At 59.9% G+C, this 25,766-nt stretch carries 19 protein-coding genes; 7 read left to right on the top strand and 12 right to left on the bottom strand.

Going from position 1 to position 25,766, the window contains the following annotated elements; all coding sequences use genetic code 11:
• Positions 1-24: 24 nt before the first annotated feature.
• From ACP15P_RS13830 to ACP15P_RS13860, 7 genes are all read right to left on the bottom strand, one after another.
• Complete coding sequence (locus ACP15P_RS13830) at positions 25-1,494, bottom strand: mannitol dehydrogenase family protein (RefSeq protein ID WP_424929063.1); 1,470 nt, start codon at positions 1,492-1,494, stop codon at positions 25-27.
• Positions 1,495-1,591: 97 nt separating this feature from the next.
• A complete protein-coding gene (locus tag ACP15P_RS13835; protein WP_424929064.1) occupies positions 1,592-2,596 on the bottom strand; it encodes an ABC transporter ATP-binding protein in 1,005 nt (334 codons plus the stop codon).
• A gap of 12 nt (positions 2,597-2,608) precedes the next feature.
• Positions 2,609-3,439: a carbohydrate ABC transporter permease gene (locus ACP15P_RS13840; RefSeq protein ID WP_424929065.1), complete on the bottom strand. Its 831-nt coding sequence runs from the start codon at positions 3,437-3,439 to the stop codon at positions 2,609-2,611.
• 12 nt (positions 3,440-3,451) lie between these two features.
• Entirely contained in the window at positions 3,452-4,324 is an 873-nt protein-coding gene (locus ACP15P_RS13845; RefSeq protein ID WP_424929066.1) for a carbohydrate ABC transporter permease, read from the bottom strand.
• A 145-nt stretch (positions 4,325-4,469) separates the two neighbouring features.
• Entirely contained in the window at positions 4,470-5,780 is a 1,311-nt protein-coding gene (locus ACP15P_RS13850) for an ABC transporter substrate-binding protein (RefSeq protein WP_424929067.1), read from the bottom strand.
• A 137-nt stretch (positions 5,781-5,917) separates the two neighbouring features.
• Positions 5,918-6,877, bottom strand: coding sequence for a sugar-binding transcriptional regulator (locus ACP15P_RS13855; protein ID WP_424929068.1), 960 nt, complete (start codon positions 6,875-6,877; stop codon positions 5,918-5,920).
• Positions 6,874-7,557, bottom strand: a complete 684-nt coding sequence (locus tag ACP15P_RS13860; RefSeq protein WP_424929069.1) for an HAD family hydrolase — start codon at positions 7,555-7,557, stop codon at positions 6,874-6,876. Before ACP15P_RS13860 ends, ACP15P_RS13855 begins: the two co-directional genes overlap by 4 nt.
• A 324-nt stretch (positions 7,558-7,881) precedes the next feature.
• Here ACP15P_RS13860 and ACP15P_RS13865 point away from each other — a divergent pair, with 324 nt between their 5' ends.
• Positions 7,882-8,877 (top strand): complex I NDUFA9 subunit family protein, encoded by a 996-nt coding sequence (locus tag ACP15P_RS13865; RefSeq protein ID WP_424929070.1) that lies wholly within the window; start codon positions 7,882-7,884, stop codon positions 8,875-8,877.
• A gap of 5 nt (positions 8,878-8,882) precedes the next feature.
• On the opposite strand, the gene ACP15P_RS13870 is transcribed toward ACP15P_RS13865, so the two are convergent.
• Positions 8,883-9,689: an undecaprenyl-diphosphate phosphatase gene (locus tag ACP15P_RS13870; RefSeq protein WP_424929071.1), complete on the bottom strand. Its 807-nt coding sequence runs from the start codon at positions 9,687-9,689 to the stop codon at positions 8,883-8,885.
• A gap of 232 nt (positions 9,690-9,921) precedes the next feature.
• Between ACP15P_RS13870 and ACP15P_RS13875 the strand changes: the two genes are divergently transcribed.
• The 4 genes from ACP15P_RS13875 (at position 9,922) to ACP15P_RS13890 (ending at position 19,185) form a co-directional block, all read left to right on the top strand.
• Positions 9,922-11,361: an NAD(P)-dependent oxidoreductase gene (locus ACP15P_RS13875; protein WP_424929072.1), complete on the top strand. Its 1,440-nt coding sequence runs from the start codon at positions 9,922-9,924 to the stop codon at positions 11,359-11,361.
• A gap of 173 nt (positions 11,362-11,534) precedes the next feature.
• Entirely contained in the window at positions 11,535-11,975 is a 441-nt protein-coding gene (locus ACP15P_RS13880) for a GFA family protein (RefSeq protein WP_424929073.1), read from the top strand.
• Entirely contained in the window at positions 11,972-16,495 is a 4,524-nt protein-coding gene (gene gltB, locus ACP15P_RS13885) for a glutamate synthase large subunit (RefSeq protein WP_424929074.1), read from the top strand. Before ACP15P_RS13880 ends, gltB begins: the two co-directional genes overlap by 4 nt.
• Before the next feature lie 458 nt (positions 16,496-16,953).
• Positions 16,954-19,185, top strand: a complete 2,232-nt coding sequence (locus tag ACP15P_RS13890) for a putative bifunctional diguanylate cyclase/phosphodiesterase (protein WP_424929075.1) — start codon at positions 16,954-16,956, stop codon at positions 19,183-19,185.
• Here the strand turns inward: ACP15P_RS13890 and leuD are convergent.
• Positions 19,182-19,796: a 3-isopropylmalate dehydratase small subunit gene (gene leuD, locus ACP15P_RS13895; RefSeq protein ID WP_424929076.1), complete on the bottom strand. Its 615-nt coding sequence runs from the start codon at positions 19,794-19,796 to the stop codon at positions 19,182-19,184. The two genes, ACP15P_RS13890 and leuD, sit on opposite strands and share 4 nt — an antisense overlap.
• A 33-nt stretch (positions 19,797-19,829) precedes the next feature.
• Entirely contained in the window at positions 19,830-21,062 is a 1,233-nt protein-coding gene (locus ACP15P_RS13900; protein WP_424929077.1) for an MFS transporter, read from the bottom strand.
• Positions 21,063-21,163: 101 nt separating this feature from the next.
• On the opposite strand from ACP15P_RS13900, the gene ACP15P_RS13905 reads away from it, so the two are divergent.
• The gene (locus ACP15P_RS13905; RefSeq protein WP_424929078.1) at positions 21,164-22,396 is read left to right on the top strand and encodes an MFS transporter; all 1,233 of its coding nucleotides are present in this window, start codon (positions 21,164-21,166) and stop codon (positions 22,394-22,396) included.
• Here ACP15P_RS13905 and ACP15P_RS13910 read toward each other — a convergent pair.
• Positions 22,374-22,808 carry a DUF1801 domain-containing protein gene (locus ACP15P_RS13910; RefSeq protein WP_424929079.1) on the bottom strand — a complete coding sequence of 145 codons (435 nt, stop codon included), beginning with the start codon at positions 22,806-22,808 and terminating at the stop codon, positions 22,374-22,376. The genes ACP15P_RS13905 and ACP15P_RS13910 overlap by 23 nt on opposite strands.
• Positions 22,809-23,000: 192 nt before the next feature.
• Between ACP15P_RS13910 and ACP15P_RS13915 the strand changes: the two genes are divergently transcribed.
• Positions 23,001-24,641 carry a di-heme-cytochrome C peroxidase gene (locus ACP15P_RS13915; protein WP_424929080.1) on the top strand — a complete coding sequence of 547 codons (1,641 nt, stop codon included), beginning with the start codon at positions 23,001-23,003 and terminating at the stop codon, positions 24,639-24,641.
• 108 nt (positions 24,642-24,749) lie between these two features.
• Here ACP15P_RS13915 and gap read toward each other — a convergent pair whose 3' ends face one another.
• Entirely contained in the window at positions 24,750-25,751 is a 1,002-nt protein-coding gene (gene gap, locus ACP15P_RS13920; protein WP_424929081.1) for a type I glyceraldehyde-3-phosphate dehydrogenase, read from the bottom strand.
• Positions 25,752-25,766: the final 15 nt, after the last annotated feature.

A 25,766-nucleotide genomic window follows, 5' to 3' on the forward strand; every position in this document is an offset into this window, starting at 1 on the left:
GCGTTGCCGCCGGGCGGATGGGCTTCAGGCGCTGAGGTAGTCCCGAAGTGTTTCGGCCGCGCCCTTGCTGCGCAGGGCGGTGAGCCAGGAGGCAAATTCGGTGGCGAAGGCCTCGTTGGTGGCGAGATCGCCGTAGATTTCCGACATTTCCAGCCACGCGGCGGGGCGCTCGGTTGAGGCAGCCGCGACTGTGCGCAGGTGTTCCCAGTCTGGGTCGTTCGGCTCGATGCGGGCGTGTTCGCCGCCACCGCCCTCGCAGTAGTGGCACCAGAGCGCGCTGGCCAGAGCCAGACCGGATGCGGGCAGGCCCGCGGCCAGACGGTCGACGATGGATGCCACGATGAATTTGGGCTGGCGGTTGGAGCCGTCGAAGCAGAGGCGCTGGATGGTGTCCTCGACCCGCGGGTTGGCGAAACGTTCCATGATGAGCTTGAGATAGTTGCCATGGGACATGTCCGGTACGGCATCGAATACCGTGATGACCTCGTCGCGCTCGACCTTTTCCATGAAGCCGGAGACCAGCGGGTCCTCCATCGCCTCGTGGGCGTAGGTGTGACCCAGGAGCGAACCCGCATAGGCGATCAGGGCGTGACCGCCGTTGAGCATGCGGATCTTCATGTGCTCGTAGGGAGTAACGTCCTCCACGAACTGCACACCGACCTTTTCCAGGGCGGGGCGGCCGTTGGTGAAGTTGTCCTCAAGCACCCACTGGATGAACGGTTCGCAGAATACGGGGCGGTTGTCCTCCACCCCGAATTTGTCGGCGAGGTACTGCACGCGGGCGGGTGTGGTCGCGGGAGTGATGCGGTCGACCATGCCGTTGGGGAAGGTGACGTTGTCCGCGATCCAGGCGCCGAGTCCGGGGTCCTGGGCGTTGGCGATGCCCAGCACGGCGGCACGGCAGACATTGCCGTTGTGGGGCACATTGTCGCAGGACATGACGGTGAAAGGCTTTTCGCCCGAAGCCCTGCGGGTCCGGAGTCCGGCAACAATGGCACCAAACACTGTTGTCGGGGACTCCGGAGCCGCAAGGTCGGCCTGAACCATGGGGTGGTTCAGGTCGAACGTGCCGGTGGCGGCGTCGATGAAGTAGCCACCCTCCGTCACGGTAAGGGAGACGATCCGGATGCCTGGATCGCCCATTGCCTCGATCATGGGGCCGTGGCCCTCCTCGACCGGGAGAAAACCGGTCATTGCGCCGATGATACGGGCGCTGTCGCCGGAACCGTCCTGCTCGACCAGGGTATAGAGGCAGTCCTGCTCCAGAAGACCCTCGCGCATTCCCGCGTCGGCGGCCATGACGCCCGCGCCGAGGATGCCCCAGCTGAGATCGCCACCAACGGAGAGAAGGTCATCGATATAGACCTCCTGGTGCGCGCGGTGGAAATTGCCGAGGCCCACATGCAGGATGCCTGCGGTGACGGCGCTGCGGTCATAGACGGGTCGTGCGATTGCAGGATCGAGGTTGTCAAGTTTTTCGGCTGATAACTGCATCAAATAGTTCCCCTTTTCTCGCCCGTAATACATACGGCTTCCCTAAATGGAAACCGGGAACGGCGCGACGGGAGGCCGCGCCGTCGGTATTTCGGATCTAGCGGATCGCGAGACCGTTTGCGTCGAAGCGGTGGATGCGGGACTCATCGGGAGTGAGGAAAATCTCGTCTCCGTAGGCCACGTCAAACTCGCCCTGCGCCCGGATGTTGAGCGGCTCCCTGTTGGCGTCCGAATGGATGTGCAGGAAGGTGTCGGAGCCAAGATGCTCGGTCACCCCTACCCGGCCCCGCCAGGTGCCGGATTCCTTCGACAGGGAGATATGCTCGGGTCGCACGCCAACGGTGTGGGCGTTGTAGGGCTCCGCTGCCGGACCCTCGATGAAGTTCATCTTGGGCGAACCGATGAAGCCGGCCACGAACTTGTTGCAGGGGAAGCGGTAGAGCTCCATGGGGGAACCCACCTGCTCGATCACACCGGCCTGGAGCACCACGATCTTGTCCGCCATGGTCATGGCCTCAACCTGGTCGTGGGTCACGTAGATCATGGTGGTCTTGAGCGACTTGTGCAGCTCGGAGATTTCCAGGCGCATGTTGCCGCGCAGGGCCGCATCGAGGTTGGAGAGCGGCTCGTCGAAGAGGAAGGCCGCAGGTTCACGGACGATGGAGCGTCCGATGGCGACGCGCTGGCGCTGACCGCCGGAAAGCTCGCCAGGGCGGCGTTCCAGGTAGTCGGTCAGGTTGAGCGTGGTGGCGGCGTGCTGGACCTTGCGCTCGATCTCCGAAGGTTCCATCCCTGCCATCTTGAGCGGGAACCCGATGTTTTTGCGTACGGTCATGTGCGGATAGAGCGCATATGACTGGAACACCATTGCGAGACCGCGCTTGGAGGGCGGAAGCGTGGTGGAGTCCTTGCCGTCGATCTCGATTTTGCCGTCGGAAACGTCCTCCAGGCCGGCAATCAGGCGCAGCAGGGTGGATTTGCCGCAACCCGAGGGTCCGACGAAGACCACGAACTCGCCTTCATTGATGTCCAGGTCGATGCCAGGGATGACCTCCGTTGCGCCGAAGACCTTGCGAACCTGTGTGAGATTGATTTGTCCCATTGTTTGTTTCCCCTATTTCACTGCGCCGAAGGTCAGGCCGCGTACGAGTTGTTTCTGGCTGAACCAGCCCATGATGAGAATTGGAGCGATCGCCAGCGTGGAGGCCGCCGAAAGTTTGGCCCAGAACAGACCCTCGGGACTTGAGTAACTGGCGATGAACGCCGTGAGTGGTGCCGCGTTTGAGGCGGTAAGGTTGAGTGTCCAGAAGGCCTCGTTCCATGCCAGGATGATGTTCAGAAGCATGGTGGAGGCGATGCCGGGCACTGCCATCGGCAGCAGGACATAGGCCACTTCCTTGGGCAGGCTGGCGCCATCCATGCGGGCGGCCTCCAGAATCTCACCCGGGATCTCACGGAAGTAGGTGTAGAGCATCCAGATGATGATCGGCAGGTTGATCATGCAGAGGACGAACACCAGACCCGTGCGGGTGTCGAGCAGACCCCAGTCCCTGAAGAGCAGGTAGATGGGGACCAGAACACCCACGGCCGGGAGCATCTTGGTGGAGAGCATCCACATCAAAACGTCCTTGGTGCGTTTGGTCGGCGAGAAGGCGAAAGCCCAGGCAGCGGGGATCGCGATGCAGAGTGCGAGGATGGTGGAACCCACGGAGATGACCACCGAGTTCATCACATGCAGCGGGTAGTCCGAGCGCGTGTTCACGGTGATGTAGTTTTCCAGCGTCCAGTCGAAGTTGATGAAGGACGGTGGTACGGCGATTGCCTCGGCCTCGGTCTTGAAGCTGGCGATGATGGTCCAGAGGATCGGGAAGAAGATCAGGAAACCAACGATCCAACCCAGGACGGTGAAGCCGATTTTACGGCGTGATGATACGGCACGTGCCATGTTTTCAGCTCCTCACTTGTCCAGGTTTTTGCCAAGGATGCGGATCAGGAAGAACGCAACGATGTTCGCAAGAATTACCGCCACGATGCCACCTGCGGATGCCGATCCGACGTCGAACTGCAGCAGGGCTTTTACGTAGACGAGGTAGGTCAGCGTGGTGCTGGCGTTGCCTGGTCCACCGTTGGTGGTGACGAGGATTTCCGCGAATACCGAGAGAAGGAAGATCGTCTCGATCAGGATGACCACCGTAATTGCGCGCGAGAGGTGCGGCAGGGTGATGTAGAAGAACTTCGAGAAGATGCCCGCGCCGTCCATTTCGGCCGCTTCCTGCTGTTCCTGGTCGAGGGACTGCAGCGCGGTCAGAAGGATGAGGGTCGCGAAGGGCAGCCACTGCCATGACACGATCAGGATGATCGAGGCGAGAGGCGCCTGCCCCAGGAAGTCAAACGGCTCCATGCCGATGGACTGCGCCAGGAAGGCGAATAGCCCGTTCACCGGATGCATCAGCAGGTTTTTCCACACGAGTGCGGACACAACCGGCATCACGAAAAACGGTGCAATGACCAGCAACCGGACGATCGTCTGACCCCAGAAGGGCTGGTCCATCAGGATTGCGAGGAGAGTTCCGCCACAGACCGTGATGAACAGGACGCTGCCGACCATGATCAGGGTGTTGAAAAAGCCGGTGATGAATGCGGGCTCGGTTAAAAAGTACGCGTAGTTCTCAAAACCAACGAAGATTTCCATCCCTGGCATAAGCAGATTGTAGCGCAGGGTGGAGAAGTAAAGCGTCATTGCCAGCGGGATGATCATCCATGCCAGCAGAAGGATAATGGATGGAGCCGTCATCCACCGCGCAGCCGTACGGGTATGGTCCGTAGCCATCGGTCAGTCTCCTGCAAAAGTTGGGGTTGGTGCGGGTAGTCTGCTTGACGGTCCGTCCGGAGGGACGGGTCGTCGGGATCGGTTCTGGAAACCAGACCGGGGCACGTATTGGTGTGCGCCCGGTCTGACCGGGGAGAACCCGTCCTTACTTGATGTAACCGCCGCGTGTCATTTCACGGGTGGTCAGGTCCTGGGCGGCCGCGAGGGCGTCATCCACGGACATGGTACCGGCGAGTGCCGCGGAGAACTGCTGGCCGACGGCCGTTGCAATTGCCTGGAACTCGGGGATCGCCACGAACTGCACGCCAGTGTAGGGGACCGGGTCAACCGTGGGGTTTTTCGGGTCCGCGGACAGGATGCTGTCGAGGGTCATCTGAGCGAAGGGAGCCGCTTCCTGGTAGTTGGAGTTCTCATAGAGAGAGGTCCGGGTTCCTGGAGGCACGTTGGCCCAGCCCTCATTCTCGGCGACCAGTTCGGCATACTGCTTGGAGGTCGCCCACTCAACGAAGGTGGTGGCGGCTTCGGCATTGTCGGAGCCTGCGGGAATGGCGAGGGACCATGCCCAGAGCCAGTTGCCGCGTTTTCCAAGTCCGTTATCCGGTGCCAAAGCGAAACCGACCTGGTCGGCAACATCACTCTCATCCGCATTGGTCACGAAGGAAGCCGCAACGGTCGCATCGATCCACATGCCGCACTTACCGGTCTGGAACAGCGCAAGGTTTTCGTTGAAGCCGTTGGATGAGGATCCTGGAGGACCCGCTTCCTGCATCAGGTCAACGTAGAACTGGAGGGTGTTTTTCCACGGCTCGGAGTCGAACTGGGGAACCCAGTTTTCATCGAACCAGCGGGCACCGAAGGAGTTGGCCGTGGCGGTGAGGAACGCCATGTTCTCGCCCCAACCGGCTTTACCACGCAGGCAGATTCCGTAAACCTCGTCTTCCTTACTGGTCATGGCGCGGGCGGCTTCAGCGATGAAGTCCCAGGTCGGTGCGTCCGGCATTTCGAGGCCGGCGGCTTCAATCAGGTCCTTGCGGTACATGACCATGGAGCTTTCGCCGTAGAACGGAGCGGCGTAGAGTGTGCCGTCCACGGAGAGGCCATCACGGATCGGGCCAATCAGGTCATCAACATCGTAGTCTTCGCTGAACTCGAGCGGCAGGAGCCAGTCCTGGTTGGCCCAGATCGGAACCTCATAGGTGCCGATGGTCATGACGTCGTACTGACCACCCTGGGTGGCGATGTCGACGGTGACGTTCTGGCGGAGGATGTTTTCCTCAAGCGTAACCCAGTTGACCTCGATGTCGGGGTGCTGGGCTGTGAACTCGTCGGTCAGACCCTGCATGCGGATCATGTCGCCGTTGTTCACTGTTGCGATGGTGATGGATTGGGCCAGAGCCGCCGTGGACAGCGCGGAAACCGCGCAGGCGCACAGAAGTGTGCGTTTCGTGATGCTCATTAAGTCCTCCCATGGATCTAGAGCGTTGCAATCTTGTTGGTGAGCATTTGCCCGCTTGTTGAGCTAATGCTCACTCATGGACGTGCATAAGTCAAGGCAGAATTTACCGTGCACTTATTTCGTGAAGATGTGCGGGGTCAGTCGAGCAGTCGTATTGCGGTTGCCTCGTCTGTCACAAGACCGTTCACAAGCCCACCGTTCAGGGCGGACTTAAACGCCCGGACCTTGGAAGCGCCAGCCGCTACGCCGACCACCAGGCTGTCCTGAGGTGGATCAACGCGCTGGCCCGTCATGCGAAGATTTGGCCCTGTATCCAGATATTTGCCAGTCTCATCGTATATCCAGCCAGCAATCTCCCCGGCGGCTCCGAGCTTCCGGCATTCGGCAAGTTCATCAGCGGTAATGAACCCGTCCTTGACCAGCGGAGCCGTTTCGTCGACCTGGCCTATGCCCACAAATGTGACGTCGGCATTGCGGGCAAGTTCCATTGTACGTTGAACGGGCTTGAGGGAATGGAACAGGTGCTTTTCTTCTTTCGAGGAGGCAACGGCCGGGACAGGCATGGGAAAATGCGGTGCCCGGACCCGGTCACCGATTCGCATGATAACGTCGTAATGGGAGGCTGAGCCATCGGGAGAGATGTTGCCGTTGAGCGAAACCAGCCGATGCCGGGGGCAGTCCATCCGGGTCAGTTCCTCAACCGCGGCCCGAAGGGTCCGTCCGGTTCCGACCGCAATTGTCACCGGGTCGGCTGAGGAGAGAACGCGCTCGATCTCAACCGCCGCAAGCGGGGCAATGCCCGGCACGGGGTCGACCCCCTCCCCCAGCCACGGTGCGACACGGCATACTTTGAGACCATGTTTCTGGCGCAGTTTGCGCTCGATCTCGAGGCAGCGGCCAATGGCGTGATCCAGACGGAAATGAATGATCCCCTCGGCAACGGCGCGGGAGACCAGACGCTGCGCCCGCTGACGGGAGATGCCCAGTTCCTTCGCTATCTGATCCTGGGTTTTGCCGCCAACATAATAGAGCCAGGCCGCACGGGCGGCCTCATCCAGTTGGGATATTTCAGTTTCGGTCTGTTTCTGACTGCTCAACGAATCTCCCCATTACGCTTAAGGTCGGGTTCGAGTTCAAAGAATTCAGTGAAGCTGGTGAACCGGTGATGGGGGACGGGGAAACCTTCCACCTCAAAATCAACGGTTTCAAGGTGGCTTCCGCCGGTGAAGTGCCAGACCTTCATGCCTGCCGCGAGACCGGCCCGCAGGCCGTTCGAGCTGTCCTCAATCACAACGGTTCGGGCCGGGTCGACGCCCATCTGATCGGCGGCGAAGAGAAAGAGGTCGGGTGCGGGTTTACCGCGACTGACCTGGGAAGCCGTCCAGACCCGATCGCCAAACAGATCATCGAGACCAACGATTTCGAGGGACCGCCGGGCGCGGGCCGGGCTGGAACTGGTGGCAACGCAGGTGGGCACGTTCAATGCCTCTATGACTTCGCGCACGCCAGGCATGATGCGAAGCTCGTTCTCGAATGCCGCGAGCAGGTCGGCGCGGTACTGATCCTCGAATTCCGGTGGCAGTTCGAGATTAAACTCGTCGCGGATCTGGGCCATGACGACCGGGTAGCTCCGACCGAGAAAATGTTTCGCGAAATAGGCAATGTCGACGTCGACGCCCCGCTCGGACAGAGCGGAAATCAACATGCGGCCACTGATCATTTCGCTGTCGATCAGACAGCCGTCACAGTCAAAAATTACCAGATCGGTTTCAGTCATGGCATTCCATTAGATCGACCGGTGAGGGCCGGATACGTATCACAACCGCGGCGCGGCGCATAGACAGGGCTACCGGGAGTGGCCAGCCCAGGCGGTGAGTTACGCAGGTGGCGTGGATTAGGCAAGCCTTTGGGATCAACAACTTCACTACATCCGGTCTGGATTTGCGGGCATCTGAACGCGGAAATGCCGGTTCGCCAGCAGGAATTCGAGCGAATTTGATCAAAACGCGGTCTTTTACGAAGCGCGGCAGGCCGCGTTTTCCTTGTCCTGCGCGCGGGTTACTCTTATGTAGGACAGGTCCAGTTTCAGGGAGTTTTGCGCATGTCCGGTTACGCCCCCATTGTCACCGTGTTTGGTGGTTCAGGTTTTGTCGGTCGGTATGTCACCCAGAGACTGGCGCGGGCCGGTTACCGGGTTCGCGTGGCGGTGCGCCGTCCAGACGAGGCCCTGTTCGTCCGGCCATATGGTGTTGTGGGCCAGGTTGAACCGGTTCAGGCCAACATTCGAGACGACGCCTCCACCCGCGCGGCGATTCTCGGGGCGGACGCGGTTATCAACTGCGTCGGTATCCTGGTTGAGGCTGGGAAACAGAAATTCGAGCCGCTGCTGGCCGAGGGCGCGGGTCGGATCGCCCGAATTGCGGCGGAGGAGAACATTCGCCGGCTGGTGCATGTGTCAGCCATCGGTGCGGACGCGGACTCTGAGAGTGGATATGCCCGGGCCAAGGCGGCCGGGGAAGAGGCCGTCACTTCGGCCTACCCCGCGGCGGTGATCCTGCGGCCTTCGGTTGTGTTCGGCACCGAGGACGAGTTTTTCAACCGGTTCGCCTCGATGGCGCGGATCAGCCCGTTCCTGCCTGTGGTAAGCCCCGACACGAAATTTCAGCCGGTTTACGTGGATGATGTGGCGGCCGCGGCCGTCAAGGCGGTGATGGAGCCTGTTTCACCCGGGGTTTATGAGCTCGGCGGGCCGGATGTTGAGACGTTCCGGGAACTGATGCAGCGGATGTTTGAGGTGATCGAGCGCAAACGGTTCGTCATTGCGGTTCCACTTGGTATGGCGCGGCTTCAGGCGAAGGTGCTGGATTTCGTGCAGCGTGCCTCGTTTGACGTTATTACCAACAAAATACTGACGCAGGATCAGGTTGTCATGCTCCAGTCCGACAATGTGGTGGCTGAGGGGGCCAAAGGCTTCAGCGACCTCGGCATGGAGGCGACCTCAATGGAGACGGTGCTGCCCGGGTATCTCTATTCCTTCCGACCGCATGGCCAGTACGACGCGATTACCGCGTCGGCGGAGAATTTGCGCAGCCAGTAATCGGCTCAGGCGGTGTAGGCGATTCCGAGGATGATAACGCCGAGAATGACACGGTAGATCACGTAAGGGGTGTAGCTGACGCTGCGCAGCAGACGCATCATCAGGGACAGCGCCAGGAAGGCGGCAATGAATGCGAGCACGGCTCCGATTGCTCCGTCACGGGCGGTTTGCCAGTTCGCCTCGGATACGACGTCGGCACCCAGGAGCACGCCGGAGGCGATGATGGTCGGGATCGACATGAGCATGGCGATCTTTGCGCCATCGGTGCGGTCGTAGCCGAGGAACCGGCTGGCAGTGATTGTGATGCCGGACCGCGAGGTGCCTGGCAGGAGGGCGACGGCCTGCCACAGGCCAAAGATGATTGCGTCCCGCAGGTTCCAGTCCCCTTCGGTTTTCACGGTCGGGCCCTTTTTGTCGGCCCAGTAGAGAACAACCCCGAACACCAGCATGGTCCAGCCGATCACTTTCATGGAGCGGAGGAGCTCCGTAGTGCCGGTGACCTTCAGGATCAGGCCGATGACGACCACCGGAACGGTCGCAATGGCCAACAGAAAGGCGAGACGGGCATTGTCGGTTTTCAGTTTTCCGCGCATGATGTCGATACAGCCGTGCCAGATGCGCACGACGTCCGCGCGGAAATACATTATTACCGCACCCAAAGTGCCCACATGGACGGCGACGTCCAGGGCGAGACCCTGGTCCACGGAGCCGAGGAGTTTGGGGAGCAGTATAAGATGTCCGGATGAGGATACTGGAAGGAACTCGGTAACACCCTGCACAATGGCGAGGATGGCTAACTGAAAAAGGGACATCGCACCCCGCTATTGAATTGATTCGAATTTGCGCGACCATACCGGGGTCCCGATTCGACCGTAAGACATGGAATAGGTAACATACCGGACCTATTTTCCCGAAAATAATGGCTCATGGAGCAGCATAAGTCGAGGATATTACCAATATATGTCAGCATTAGTGACTTTCATTGTCGAGGTTAATGTTTTAATAAGCATGCTCCAGGGATTGCGACCCTTCAGGAGGGGATAAATGGCGCGGCAACCAATGCTGAAATTTACGAAGATCTCGCGGGACATGCCGGTGAAGCGTGAAGCCGACGTGCGTCGTGAGGATTTCAACGAGATTTACAGGGAATTTGCCGAGGAAAAAGCCGCTGAACAGGCGTCGCGCTGCTCTCAGTGTGGCGTGCCCTTCTGTCAGACGCACTGCCCGCTGCACAACAATATCCCTGACTGGCTGAAACTGACCGCCGAGGGTCGGCTGCGTGAGGCCTACCAGATCAGCCAGGCGACCAATACCTTCCCGGAGATCTGCGGCCGCATCTGTCCCCAGGACCGGCTTTGCGAAGGCAACTGCGTTATCGAACAGTCCGGCCACGGCACGGTGACTATCGGCGCGGTTGAGAAATACATCACCGACACCGCCTGGGAAGAGGGCTGGGTTGAGCCGCCGAAACCGGCCGTTGAGCGCGAGGAAAGCGTCGGCATCATTGGTGCGGGCCCCGGCGGACTGGCCGCGGCGGATGCATTGCGGCGCGCGGGCATTCAGGTGACGGTTTACGACCGGTACGATCGGTCCGGCGGGTTGCTTATGTATGGTATTCCCGGCTTCAAGCTTGAGAAGGACGTGGTTCTGCGCCGGAACGAGCAGCTTGAGGCAGGTGGCGTGACATTTCAGATGAACTGCACCGTCGGTGAGGACATCAGCTTTGCCGAAATCCGCGAAAAGCATGACTGCGTTCTGATCGCGACGGGTGTTTACAGGTCGCGTGACCTCGGCGGGCCTGGTGCTGGACTGCCCGGGATCGTGAAGGCGATTGACTATTTGACCGCATCCAACCGCAAAAGCCTTGGCGACGAGGTGGCCGAATTTGAGAGCGGTGAATTGAACGCGGAAGGCAAGCGCGTCGTGGTTATTGGCGGCGGCGACACGGCGATGGACTGCGTGCGGACAGCGATCCGGCAGGACGCGAAGAGCGTAACCTGTCTCTATCGCCGCGACCGCTCCAACATGCCGGGCAGTCAGCGGGAAGTTGCAAATGCCGAGGAGGAAGGCGTGCAGTTTGCGTGGCTGACCTCGCCCAAGGGTTTCACCGGTGACGACAGCGTAGCCGGCGTCCGGGTGGCAAAAATGCGTCTTGGTGCGCCCGATCCCTCGGGCCGTCAGTCGCCGGAAGAGATTCCGGATGCCGATTACACGGAAGACGCGGATCTGGTCATCAAGGCGCTTGGCTTTGAGCCGGAAGACCTGCCGACGCTTTGGGATACGCCGGAACTGGAAGTGTCCCGTTGGGGTACGATCCGCACGGATTTCCGCACCCATGCCACGGCGCTCGAAGGTGTATATGCCGCGGGTGACATCGTGCGCGGCGCGAGCCTGGTGGTCTGGGCAATCCGGGACGGACGTGAGGCGGCGGACAGCATTCTTGAGTATCTGGCAAGCCGTTCCGCCGGTATCGCGGCGGAATAGACTAATTACGGGGACGGCACCCGGCCAACCGGGAGCCAAAACACGGAAAATATCCGCGACAGGGACCGAACCGGGTGCTTCGCGGGCCCGGTGAACGACACCGGGAATAAAGCAAGTGAGCCAGCTCACATCCGGAAACCAGCCGGAGGAGCCAAGCAACAGTGGGGACCGAAATGAAAGGGCAATGCATGTGCGGCGCGGTGACCTTTGAGGCCCGTCCGTCCAAAATGACCTTTGATGCCTGTCACTGTGGCATGTGCCGCGCCTGGACCGGCTCGATGTTTACGGGAGTTCACCTGACCCCGGGTGAGTTTACCGTACTGACCGGGGCGGACCGCATTCGCAGCCTTGCCTCTTCCGAGTGGGCCGAGCGGGCATGGTGCGATGCCTGTGGCGGCAACCTGTATTACCGCGTGACGGCGGAAGGTCCGAACCAGGGCGATACGCATCTGGCGCTTGGGACTTTGGAAAACCCCGACGCGTTCGACTTTGAGAGTGAAATTTTTATCGACCGCAAGCCGGGCTGCTTTGCCTTTGAGGGAAGCCGCCCAACGATGACCGAGGCCGAAGTAGTGGCCCAGTTTGCATCGCCAGCCGAGGAGACGACGCAATGACAAAATATGATGAAGCCTGGGTCGCCCGCAAGGAAGCGGAGTTCGAAGCGCTGGCGGAAAAGGGCATGTACCATCCGGAACAGGAGCATTCCTCCTGTGGCGTGGGTCTGGTGGTGGCTGTGGACGGAAAACCGAGCCGGTCTGTGGTGGAATCGGGCATTCAGGCGCTGCAGGCCATCTGGCATCGCGGAGCGGTTGATGCGGACGGAAAAACCGGTGACGGCGCCGGCATCCATGTTCAGATCCCTGTTCCGTTTTTTGAGGACCAGATCCGGCGCACAGGCCACGAGCCGCACGAAAGCGGACTTGCGGTTGGCATGATCTTCCTGCCCCGCAATGACTTCGGCGCACAGGAAGTGGCGCGGACCATCGTTGAGAACGAGGTTCTGCGCATGGGGCACAAAATCTATGGCTGGCGGCACGTGCCGGTGGATATTTCCTGCCTCGGCGAAAAAGCCAACGCCACACGCCCGGAAATTGAGCAGATCCTGATCTCCAATCACAAGGGGCTGGATGACGAGAAGTTCGAGCGTGAGCTTTACGTGATCCGGCGGCGGATCGAAAAAGCCACGGCGTCGATGAAGGACTTCTACATCTGTTCGCTGTCCTGCCGGTCGATCATCTACAAGGGCATGATGCTGGCCGAGGATGTTTCGGTCTTTTATCCGGACCTCAAGGATGAGCGGTTCGAGAGTGCTTTCGCGATCTACCACCAGCGGTATTCAACCAACACCTTCCCACGCTGGTGGCTGGCACAGCCGTTCCGCATGCTCGCACATAACGGCGAAATCAACACGCTGAAGGGCAACCTCAACTGGCTGAAAAGTCACGAGATCCGCATGTCTTCGGATTATTTTGGACATCTGGCCGAGGATATTAAGCCTATCGTTGCTGCCGGGTCGTCGGACTCCGCAGCACTCGACAACGTGTTTGAGGTGCTGGTGCGCGCGGGACGGTCCGCGCCGATGGCGAAAACCATTCTGGTACCGGAAGCCTGGTCGAAATTTGCCACGCGGATGCCGCAGGCCTGGGTGGACATGTACGCCTATTCCAACTCGGTCATGGAACCCTGGGACGGTCCGGCCGCGCTTGCCATGACGGATGGCAGGTGGGTGTGTGGCGGTCTGGACCGGAACGGCCTGCGCCCGATGCGCTATGTTGTGACGGGTGAGGGTCTGCTGATCGCCGGTTCCGAGGCGGGCATGGTGCCGTCGGATGAGAGCACGGTGGTTGAAAAGGGCGCACTTGGACCGGGTCAGCTGATCGCCGTGGATATGGCCGAGGGCAAACTCTACCACGACACTGATATCAAGGACCGCCTGGCCGCGTCGCAGCCGTTTGGCGAATGGATCACCTCCGTGACCGACGTGGAGAACGCTACGCTTGGTATCGAGGAATATGCGCTCTTTGAGGGGCCGGAACTGCGCCGCCGTCAGATTGCGGCCGGATATTCGGTTGAGGAACTGGAGGTCGTCATTTCGGCCATGGCCGAGGACGGCAAGGAAACCATCGGATCAATGGGGGATGACACGCCGTCAGCGGTTCTGTCCAAAACCTACCGGCCGTTGAGCCACTATTTCCGCCAGAACTTCAGCCAGGTGACCAACCCGCCGATTGACAGTCTGCGCGAAAACCGGGTGATGAGCCTCAAGACGCGGTTCGGCAACCTGAACAACGTGCTGGATGAGGACAACAGCCAGACCAATATTCTGACGCTTGAAAGCCCGTTCCTGTCGAACGCCCGGTTCGCCTATCTGGCTGAGCAGGAGGGCATGGATGCGGTCGAGATTGACTGTACTTTCCCCGTTGGTGCCGGCCCGAATGCCCTTCAGGACGGTCTGGCACGTATCCGTAATGAGGCTGAACAGGCCGTGCGGGCCGGTGCAAACCACATCGTAATGACGGATCACCACCAGAGCGCGGACAAGATCGGCATGCCGATGATCCTCGCGACGAGCGCGGTGCATTCGTGGCTGACGCGCAAGGGTCTGCGCACGTTTACCTCGATCAACGTACGCTCGGCGGAATGTGTTGATCCTCATTACTTCGCCGTTTTGATCGGCTGTGGTGCGACGACGGTGAACGCCTATCTCGCGGAGGATTCGATTGCGGACCGCGTCCGGCGTGGCCTGATCGACTCGGACCTGACCACGGCTGTGGCCCGGTTCCGTGAGGCGGTGGACCAGGGTCTGCTCAAGATCATGTCCAAGATGGGCATTTCGGTGATCTCCTCCTATCGGGGCGGTCTGAACTTCGAGGCCGTGGGGCTTTCCCGGGCCATGGTTCACGAGTACTTCCCCGGCATGATCAGCCGTATCTCGGGCATCGGGGTTTCCGGTGTTCAGGAGCAGGTCGAGAAAATCCACTCCAAAGGCTGGATGGGTGATGCGATCCTGCCCATTGGTGGCTTTTACAAGGCGCGGCGGTCGGGCGAATCCCATGCCTGGGAAGCGCAGAAGATGCACATGCTTCAGGCCGCGTGTGACCGCGGATCGTATGAGCTTTGGAAAAAATATTCCGCCGCCATGCGGTCGGCTCCGCCGATCCATCTGCGTGATCTGCTCGACTTTCAGCCGCGGGAAAAGCCGGTGCCGCTTTCGAAAGTGGAGAGCATCACCGCGATCCGCAAACGCTTTGTGACGCCGGGCATGTCGCTGGGGGCGCTAAGCCCGGAGGCGCACAAGACGCTCAACATTGCCATGAACCGCATCGGTGCGAAATCCGACAGTGGCGAGGGCGGTGAGGATCCGGCGCATTTCATTCCGATGCCCAATGGCGACAACGCCAGCGCGAAGATCAAGCAGGTGGCGTCGGGCCGTTTTGGTGTCACGGCGGAGTACCTCAACAACTGTGAGGAACTTGAAATTAAGGTTGCCCAGGGTGCGAAGCCTGGTGAGGGCGGACAGCTACCTGGGATCAAGGTCACGGAACTGATCGCGCGCCTGCGGCATTCGACGCCGGGCGTGACGCTGATTTCGCCGCCGCCGCACCATGACATCTATTCGATCGAGGATCTGGCGCAGCTGATCTATGATCTCAAGCAGATCAACCCGCGGGCCAAGGTTTGCGTGAAGCTGGTCAGCCAGTCAGGTGTTGGCACCATTGCCGCCGGTGTGGCGAAGGCCAAGGCCGACGTGATCCTGATTTCGGGCCACAATGGTGGCACTGGCGCGTCGCCGATGACGTCGATCAAGTTCGCCGGCCTGCCCTGGGAGATGGGCCTGTCGGAAGCGCATCAGGTTCTGACGGTCAACAATCTGCGTAACCGTGTGGTTCTGCGGACCGATGGCGGGCTGCGTACGGGGCGGGACATCGTGATCGCGGCAATGCTGGGCGCGCAGGAGTTTGGTATTGGTACAGCCGCGCTGATCGCGATGGGCTGCATCATGGTGCGGCAGTGCCAGTCGAACACCTGCCCGGTTGGCGTCTGTGTTCAGGATCCCGAACTGCGCAAGAAGTTCACCGGGACCGCGGACAAGGTCGTAAACCTCATCAGCTTCTATGCCGAGGAGGTCCGGGAGGTTCTGGCCAGCGTTGGGGCGACCAGCCTCAGTGAGGTCATCGGTCGTGCGGATCTGCTGGCGCAGGTCAGCCGTGGAGCGGAACACCTGGATGATCTCGACCTGAACCCGCTGCTGATCAACATCGACGAGGGTGCACGCACGGGTGTGCGGCCTACCGAACGTCAGGCCGTGCCGGATACGCTGGACGCGCAGATCGTGGCTGACGCCGATCCGTTCTTTAAGGATGGTGAGAAGATGCAGCTGTCCTACACGGTGCAGAACACGCACCGCTCGGTGGGTACGCGCGTGTCGAGCCACATCATCAGCCGGTTTGGGATGCGTGATCACAACCTGCAGCCCGATCACCTGACCATCAAACTGGCCGGTTCGGCCGGTCAGGCGCTGGGGGCATTTGCGGCTCCTGGACTGAAGATCGAGGTGATGGGTGAGGCCAACGACTATGTCGGTAAGGGCCTGTCGGGCGGCACGATTGTCGTGCGGCCACCGCTCGGGTCGCCGCTGGTGCCGGAAAACAACGCCATCATCGGCAATACGGTGCTCTATGGCGCGACTGGTGGGTATCTGTTCGCCAATGGCCGGGCCGGTGAGCGGTTTTGTGTCCGTAACTCGGGTGCAAGTGTGGTTGTTGAGGGCTGCGGCTCCAACGGTTGCGAGTACATGACAGGCGGCACGACGGTTATTCTGGGTCGCATCGGTGACAACTTCGGTGCGGGTATGACCGGCGGTATGGCCTTCCTGTATGATCCGGAAGGGGAATCCGACGAGCGGATGAACATGGAATCCATCATCTCCGTGCCAATCGGTTCGGCGGTTTGGGAGGGACGGCTTAAATCCTTGATTGAGCGCCATGTGGAGGAAACGGGAAGCCCGCGTGCGGTGAAAATTCTTCTCCACTGGGATGAGGAGGTTCGGAACTTCCGCCAGGTTGCACCGAAGGAAATGCTGAGCCGTCTGGATCATCCGCTGAGCGATGAACCGGAGGCGGAAAGCGCCTGACCCAACCGGGCAAGGGTTTTACCTCCCCTGTCCCGCCATTTCTTTGGCTGAACTGCGATAGTGCCGCGTGTCCGTAAAACCGGGACGCGGCACTATCAATTATAGATAAAACAAAGAGATATTCCGTACCCCCTGGTACATGCTGATAACCAATTCTTGACGTGACACCGGTAATTCCAATGCGGGACTTGTCGGGGGCGGCCGGAATAATAATGCTTACGAATATCAGAAATTTTGCTGATTGGCATAATCCCGGAAAGGGAGCGGTAGCCGGATTCTTCGGTCCGGCAATGGTTGTCGACCCGAACGGTGAAATTGGATTCGTAAACCACCAGGCGAGAACCCTTCTTCAGTGTCGTGTGGGTGGAAATCTCCAAACCTGCTGCAGCCCTGAGCAGTTTGCGGCTTTTGAGAGTTACCGCGATGTGATCGTCACCGACCCGAAGCTGAGGTTTCACATGGCTTTGGAGCTTGAGGGGACCGACGGGCCGGCGCCGTTCGAGGCCGCACCGCTGCCTGATCCTGCAGGTGTTCCCTACGGTTTCATGATCCGGTTTACCGGCACCGAGGTCTCAAACGGGACTGACACGACACCGGATGACACGACGGATGCGTTTCGGTGGCAGACGGTTCTCGACAGCGCCAACCAGGGTGCGTGGGATCACGATTTTGAACGGGACCGGCACTATCTCTCGGACACCTGGCGGAAAATTCGCGGCCTTCCGCCCGGAGCGCCGGTTGCGGAAACTACCGAGGACTGGCTCGCGACCATTCATCCCGATGATGTGGGAAATGTGCGCTCACAGCTTGCCCTGCTCGATTCAGGTGCAACCGATGCGATCAATTATAAGTTTCGCCAGCGTCATGCGAGTGGCTCGTGGATATGGATCCTGAGCCGCGGCCAGGTGGTGCGCCGGAACGAAAAGGGTCTGCCGTCTCGGATCATCGGAACGGACACCGATATTACCGATATCAAGTCGGTGGAGCGGGACCGCGCCAGGCTGACCGAACGGCTGGACCTGGCGCTGGATGCCGCGCGCATGGGACGGTGGGAACTGGACCTTTCCTCACTTGAGATGTTCTGGGATGATCGGCTGTTGAATACGCTGGGCATAACCGACGGTCGCAACACGCGGGCGCATGTGGAATGGAGAAACTACGTCCATCCCGACGACAGGATCGACACCCAGGCACAGCTGCGCAAAAGTCTGGACGAGCGCCGGAACATTTCCTGCGATTTCCGTGTCATTACCCGTCAGGGTACCGAGAAGTTCATCCGTATCCGGGGCGCGTTTGTGCGCGATCAGGAATCCGGCAACCGTTACAGCGGTGTGTGCCTCGATCTGACCGAGGATTATCGCAAGTCCGTCCTACTGAAAAAAACGCGGGACAGCCTCGAATATGAAAGCCGGCATGACGCCCTGACCGGTCTCGCGAACCGCCGGCACCTGGATCATCAGTACCGCCAGATCATGAGTGAACCGGCCTGGCAGGATGTCGAGCAGGCGGTGATGCATATTGACGTTGACCACTTCAAGAAGGTCAACGACACGCTTGGCCACGATGCGGGCGACGCGGTTCTGGTGCATATTGCGGATGTTCTGCGGAAATACGCGGGCGACGACACGTTGATTGCACGGGTGGGCGGCGACGAGTTTGTTGTTCTGTTTCCCGCGGCTCCGGACGACGCCTATCTGACCCGTATCGCCCAAAAGATCATTGATGAACTGATCAGGCCGTTCGAATACGGCAACACGCGCTGCGATCTCGGAGCGAGCATTGGTATTGCCAAGGGTCAGCCGGACTGGTCGGCGCCGCGGCAGATTTTCATCGACGCGGACCTGGCGCTCTACCGCGCCAAATCGGCAGGTCGCGGACGGGTCAGATTGTTTGACCGGGAAATGCGGGCCGTCGCGGCGCGGCGGAAATCCATCCAGGAAGCGCTGAAAGCGGGCGTCGATAATGGCGAGTTCATCTGTCACTATCAGCCGCAATATGATGCGCAGACCCTCGAACTATCAGGGCTTGAGGCTCTGATCCGGTGGGAAAGCCCCAGCCACGGTTTGGTGCTTCCTGGCGAGTTCCTGCCGGACGCGGCCGAAATGGGTCTGTGCGAGAAATTGGACGAGATCGTGTTGCAGCGGGCGATTGCGGACGCAAACGCGTGGAGGGCCGCAGGTCTTCCCGTGCCGCGCATGGCGGTGAATGTGTCAGCGCGTCGAATCGCGGAACAGGATCTTCTGCCTTCGGTTTCGAAACTGGATATACCGCCGGGTACGCTCTCGTTTGAGCTGGTGGAATCCGCGTTTTTGGACGCAGTGGATGAAGATGTGAACTCCAACCTGCGTGGGCTGACACATCTGGGGATCGATATCGAGATCGATGATTTCGGCACCGGTCATGCGTCCATCGCGGGACTACTGAACATCGCACCGCGCAGGCTGAAGATTGACCGTTCGCTGGTGCAACCCGTGGTCACCTCGCCGCAGCGGCGCCAGCTTTTGGAGACGCTCGTCAATATCGGACGGATGCTGCAGATCGGAGTGGTTGCGGAAGGCGTGGAATCAAAATCCCACATCCCGATTTTGCGGGACATGGGATGTGAGGCTCTGCAGGGGTTTGCCCTGTCCCGACCGGTGCCGCCCGACCGGATTGTCACGATGCTGACCGACGGTCGGAAAAAGACCTAGACGGCCTTGAGCCAGGGGGTTTTGGCTTCCATTTCAGCCTCGAACGTGTCGATTGAGGCTTCCTTTTCCATGGTCAGGCCGATGTCGTCGAGGCCGTTCAGCAGGCAGTGCTTGCGGAACGCGTCAACCTCGAAGGCGATCTCACCGCCGTCCGGGCCATTGATGACCTGATTTTCCAGATCAACGGTAATTTTGGCGTTCGCACCACGGCTGGCATCGTCCATCAGCTTGTCCACATCTTCCTGGGGCAGAACGATGGGCAGGATGCCGTTCTTGAAACAGTTGTTGTAGAAAATGTCGGCGAAGGACGTGGAGATCACGCAGCGAATGCCGAAATCGAGCAGCGCCCAAGGGGCATGCTCGCGGCTGGACCCGCAGCCGAAATTGTCGCCGGCCACGAGGATCTCCGCGTTGCGGTAGGCCGGCTGGTTCAGGACGAAATCCGGGATTTCGTTGCCATCCGCGTCAAACCGCATCTCGTCGAACAGGTTGGCACCGAGGCCCGACCGTTTGATGGTTTTCAGGAACTGTTTCGGGATGATCATGTCGGTGTCGACATTGATCAGGGGCATCGGTGCGGCCACGCCGGTCAGCTTCGTGAATTTTTCCATGGGTTCAGGTCTCCTGTTCGTGGCGCCTCTTAATCACGGGAGACGGTTTTGCGCAAGATGGCGCTGTGCCGTTACACCCTTGCTGACGACGAGGCCCAGGCCGCACAGGGTGATTGTTGCAACTGTCAGCACCATGGACTGACGCGGGTAGTTGATGCCTGCGTCAATCAGGAGGCCGGATACCCCGGGTCCGAGTGCCGTGATGAATACCGTGACGGTCGACGTCAGGCTACGGATCGCACCGAGGTGGCGGGTGCCGTAGAATTCAGGCAGGACCGCGCCCCACAACGTCATGGCCAGACCCATACTAAGACCGAGCAATCCAAGACAGAGCCACCAGGTCCAGGGCGAAACCGCGGGTTGGATCAGGCCAAGGCCCAGCGCCAGCGGCAGGAGCACGAGAGGCAGCAGCCGTGTGGAACCGAACCGGTCCAGCAGCCAACCGGAGGAAATGGAACCGATCATCATCGTCACGGCGAAGGCGGGATAGCCGGGGGCCATTTGGGGCAGAGTCCAGCCTTTGACCGCCGCTACGTGGGTCATCTGGAAATATGTGATGGTGCACAGCACGGCCGGTGCGACCATAATGGGCAATAGTGCAGGCAGGAGCCAGTGGCGTGCGGCCTCGGCCCGAGTCCAGTGGCGACCCGCGAGGCCCGCGCTCTCATCCGTTGTTTCGCTGCCTTCGGGGATGCGCTCCTCGGCCAGAAGATACGACATGAAGGGCAAGACAAGGAACGCAAGGATTGCGGCCGCGAGGAACCAGGTGACATTCGCCCCCAGCGTCTGCAGGGCAAGAACCGCGAGCGCGGGCCAGATGATCTCTGCGGTTGCGTACCCCTGGGCCACCACCGACAGCGCCCTGCCCCGCCAGGCGCGAAACCAGCGTCCCGTGGCGGTCATGGCCATGTGGGTGTACATTCCGTGACCACAGAAGCGGAGACCGAACAGAGCCACCCCCAGAACCCAAACGGGTCCACGCCAGGCCATCAGAAGGCAGGATAGCGCGAAGAGGACCGTTACGAGTGCGCAGAGGCGGCTCAGGGGCATGGTGTCCGCCAGGGAGCCGCGCCAGAACAGAGCCAGCGCGGCGGCGAGGGTGGCAATGGTGTAGATCGCACCCCACTCACCATCCGTGAGCGACCAAGCGGATTTGATGTCAGCCGCAAAGAGCGAAATGAGGTAAGTCTGACCAAAGGCTGAAGCGAATGTCAGCAGGAACCCCGCGGCGAGCCATCGCAGGTTTTGGTGAATGAAGTGGAGCATGGGGCCGGTCTATAAAAAGATGCGTGCCCTGCACAGTTTAATTTGTTGCAAGACCACATATTCCACTCGCGGTGAACCGAAGTCCGGGTTAAGGCTGGCGCATGCTTACATTTCTCCGGGAGAATTCCCGTTGGCTTGGCACCGGATTTTTGCTCACGGTGATGGCCTCGTTTGGACAGACATGGTTCATTTCGCTCTTTGCTGGTGAAATCCGTTCCGCGCATGGCATCAGTGATGGCACGTGGGGCGGGCTTTATACCGTCGCGACCCTCGCATCGGCGGCACTTCTGTTTTGGCGCGGGTCGCTGGCGGATACCATTCCACTGGGGCGGTTGGCGCCGGTGATTTGCCTTTGTTTTGCCGTGTCCTGCGCGACACTGGCTTTGGCGCCCAACATCTTCGTTTTGTGTCTCGCTCTGTTCGGGTTGCGTTTCTGCGGTCAGGGAATGTTTGGTCACATTGCGATGACAGCGATGGGGCGCTGGTTCCGGGAATATCGGGGGCGGGCGGTTTCAATCGCGGGGTTCGGTCATGCATTTGGCGAGATGATCTGGCCGCTACCCGCTATTTTGATCGCCGGGATGGCTGGCTGGAAACTTACATGGCTGGGGATTGCGGCATTTCTGGCATTGGTGTTTGCTCCGATGCTGATGGCGCTTCTGGCTACGGACCGGGTGCCGCAGGGTTCCGGAGCCGGAGGCAGCAGCGGTGTAGGAATCCGTGGTCGGCATTGGGAGCGGCGGGACGTGATGCGCCACTGGCTGTTCCCGGCGCTTCTGCCAATTTTGCTGGCGCCTGGGTTTATCGGGACAGTGGTTTTTTTCCATCAGGTCCACATTGCGGAGATCAAAGGCTGGACGCTGGCACAGATGGCACCCGGATACGTGGTTTTTGCGTCAGTGACGACAGTCTGCGCCCTGATCGCGGGATGGGTTGCGGACCGGTTCGGGCCGGTGAACCTGTTGCCCATGCTGCTCGTTCCGATGGGTCTGGGCGTGACGATTGTATTGCCTGCGGACGCGGTTTCAGGCTGGTTTTTGGCACTCGCACTGATTGGCATGACACAGGGTATGGCCGGTGCGCTCTGGGGGACGTTTTTGCCGCAGGTCTATGGCACAAAACACCTGGGCGCGGTGCGGGCATTGGGGACGACAGTGATGGTTGTGTCTTCAGCGATTGGGCCGGGGATCACCGGGCTCCTCATCAATCTCGGCTACAGTTTCCCGGTGCAGGCGCCAGGCATGGGGCTGTGGTGCCTTTTGGCAACGGGACTGGGTTTCTGGATACGGGCGCGACTGAAACCGGAGCTGATCAGCTCCGCGCAGCCGACCTGACGAACTCATCCACCGGGACGGACGAAATGACTTTCGCGATGGCCTCCGGCACGAGGCCATCCCATTTCCGAAAGTGCAGGCAGGCGGCCCCCATATCGAGCTTCTTACCGGCTTCGGCATAGGCGCGTTTCAGATCCTCTTTCTGTCCGGGTATGCAGTTGGCTCCGCACATGTAGAGTGCCATGTGATTTTTCTGGCTGGCAGCGGCCGCGTACATCAAAGGTTTGCCGTTATAGGTCGGGCCCGACACCTCAATCGGCACCTCCCAGCAGATCATCCCCCAGTTCATGGTCTCAACATAACCTTCGGGAAGATTTTCACGCACGAGAGCGACAAGTTTCTCCATCGGTTCGCGACGGTTTTCCGGAAGGCTGTCGAGGTATTCCGGAACGGTGGCGGCGTCAGACTGCATGGTTGGATCCCCAGTTTTGACTTTTGAGCGGTCCTGTCACGTTCGAAACGTGTCAAGCTTGAACGAACGTAACAGTGTTCAAGCCAGCAAGCCCGAATAGTCGCAATTATGTCTCTAATTGGACTTCTACGATAATTTGTGATAACTTTTACATTTTTTACGAATAGTTCACTTCATCCCGGAGGAGATAAGATGAGACTGTCCCTCGCGATTACCGCATCCATATTCGCAATTTCATTAACAGCCCACGCGGAAACGGATTCTGGCGGCGTGGTTTTTACCGAACAGGGATGGAATGCCGCCCTTAGGGACCAGTTTTACTACACACCTCAAGGTTCCCATCTGATGCCTGCTGACTGGTTCGCGGTTCTGGAGCAACCGCCGGGCATGGGACGGTTTGGCGATCCTGAGTTTCTAAAAAAATACGGGTTCATCGAACCGGATGGCGTCTCGGACCTGAACACCGAGGGTTATCCGATCGGGGTTGCGACGGACGCGGCGACCAACCATGTGGGTCTGACCTGCGCGGCCTGTCATACGGCGAATGTGGAAGTTGGCGGTGAGTTGGTTCGGATTGACGGTGCGCCGGGGCATCTGGATTTTGATGCGTTTTTCCGGGACCTCGCATTGGCGGTCAGACTGACGCTGCTCGATGAAAAACGATTCGAGAGGTTTGCGGCAGCGCTGGGTCAGACAACCCCCGACGGCGCAGCGCAACTGAAAGCCGAACTTGCGGCATTTGACACAAAGATCACGGCGGAGGCCGTGCTCCGGCGACCGACTCTCGCCTCAGGGTATGGGCGGGTCGATGCCCTGACCCAGATTGTGAACTCACTGGCGGTCCGGGATCAGGAGAAACCCGTTAATCTCTATCCCGTCGCGGCCCCAACCAGTTATCCCGCGCTATGGCTGACACCGGAGCTTGAGTTTGTTCAGTGGAACCCGATTGCCTCAAGTCCGATTGCGCGAAACGGCGGACAGGTTCTCGGGGTGTTTGGGAATACAAATCTGTCCCGCGATGCCGGGGAACAGGCGTTTTCATCCACGATGTTGCTCTCGGAACTCCACGAGATGGAGGAATGGTTGACCATGCTGGAACCGCCCAAATGGGATGAGGGCCGGATGGGTGCAATTGATGAGGAACTGGCAGAGCAGGGAGAGGCCCTGTTCAGTGCCAACTGTAGCGGCTGCCACAACATGGCACCTTACGAGCGCACCGATCCGGCAGACAACCATTTCGGGAAAACGTTTGTCAAAATCGGGCGGATTCCGTTTTGGAAGGTTGGTACGGACGACGTGTATTCACGGAGCCTTCTGGTCCGTCAGATCGTGACGAATGAGACAACGGCTGCACTGTTCGAGGGGGCGACGGCCGTTCCTGCCATTGCGTTTTTTGGGGGCGCTGTGAGTGCCTCGGTGCAACGGGCGATGGATGACGCGCAACTCTCGCTGGAGCAGAAGGTCGCGCTGAACGGGTTTCGGTTCCAGACAGACGAAAGTGGCAACCCGGTTCCGTATGAGGTCCCGCGGTTCGATGGGTTGAAGGCCGGGCCGCTCGCGGGTGTTTGGGCGACGGGTCCATACCTTCACAACGGATCGGTGCCCACGGTCTATGAGTTGCTTTCGCCGCAGGAAGGACGCCGGAAGGTGTTCTGGACCGGTGGCCGGGAACTCGATACGGTGGCTTTAGGGTATAACAGTGATGCGGCACCGGGTCGGTTCCGGTTTGACACCGCGCTACCAGGAAACGGTAATCAGGGACACTACTATCCGCCAGCGGGCTTCAACCATATCGAGCGGATGGCCGTGATCGAATACCTTAAGACCCAGTAAGTTGTACGACCTTCGGTGGCCTTGGTTTCCGCCTGCCCGGTGATTATGCCGGGCAGGTGAATTCATGAGCGGACCCCGAATGGATCGGGGTCGGCGAGGTTCCCTCAATCAGATCAGCTTGCCCATCGCGACGGCGGTGTCGGCCATACGATTGGAGAAGCCCCATTCGTTGTCGTACCAGGTCAGGATGCGGCACATCGTGCCTTCCATGACCTTGGTCTGGTCCATGTGGAACACGGAGGAATGGCTGTCGTGGTTGAAGTCGGTGGAGACCAGCGACTCGTGGGTGTAGCCCAGAATACCCTTGAGCGGACCGTCGGCTTCGGCCTCAATCGCGGAGTTGATTTCCTCGACGGAGGTTTCGCGGGACGCGATGAAGGTCAGATCAACCACGGACACGTTCGGGGTCGGGACGCGAATGGCGACGCCGTCGAGTTTGCCGTTGAGTTCCGGCAGAACCAAACCTACGGCCTTGGCGGCACCGGTGGAGGTCGGGATCATGCTGAGCGCGGCTGCACGGGCGCGGTAGAGATCCTTGTGCATTGTGTCGAGCGTCGGCTGGTCCCCGGTGTAGCTGTGGATCGTGGTCATGAAGCCTTTTTCGATTCCAATGGCCTTGTTGAGCACATAGGCGACCGGGGAAAGGCAATTGGTGGTGCAGGACGCGTTGGAGACCACGTGATCGTCAGCCGTCAGAACGTCGTCGTTCACGCCGAACACGATGGTTTTGTCGGCATTGGCACCGGGCGCGGAGATCAGAACACGCTTGGAGCCGTTTTCAAGGTGGATGGCGGCCTTGTCGCGGGCGGTGAAGATGCCTGTGCATTCCAGCGCCACATCCACGTCACCCCAGGGCAGTGCCTTCGGGTCGCGCTCGGCGGTGACCTTGATCGGGCCACGACCAACGTCAATGGAATCGCCGTTGACGGTTACGGTTGCGGGGAACCGGCCGTGGACGCTGTCGTAGCGCAGCAGGTGGGCATTGGTCTCAACCGGACCCAGGTCGTTGATCGCAACGACCTCGATATCAGTGCGTCCGGATTCGATAATTCCCCGCAGAACGTTTCTTCCGATGCGGCCAAAGCCGTTGATGGCAACCTTTACGGTCATGAATATCCCCTTTTC

Source organism: Amaricoccus tamworthensis (genome assembly GCF_049800875.1).
In the GTDB taxonomy this organism is placed as follows: Bacteria; Pseudomonadota; Alphaproteobacteria; order Rhodobacterales; family Rhodobacteraceae; genus Amaricoccus; species Amaricoccus tamworthensis.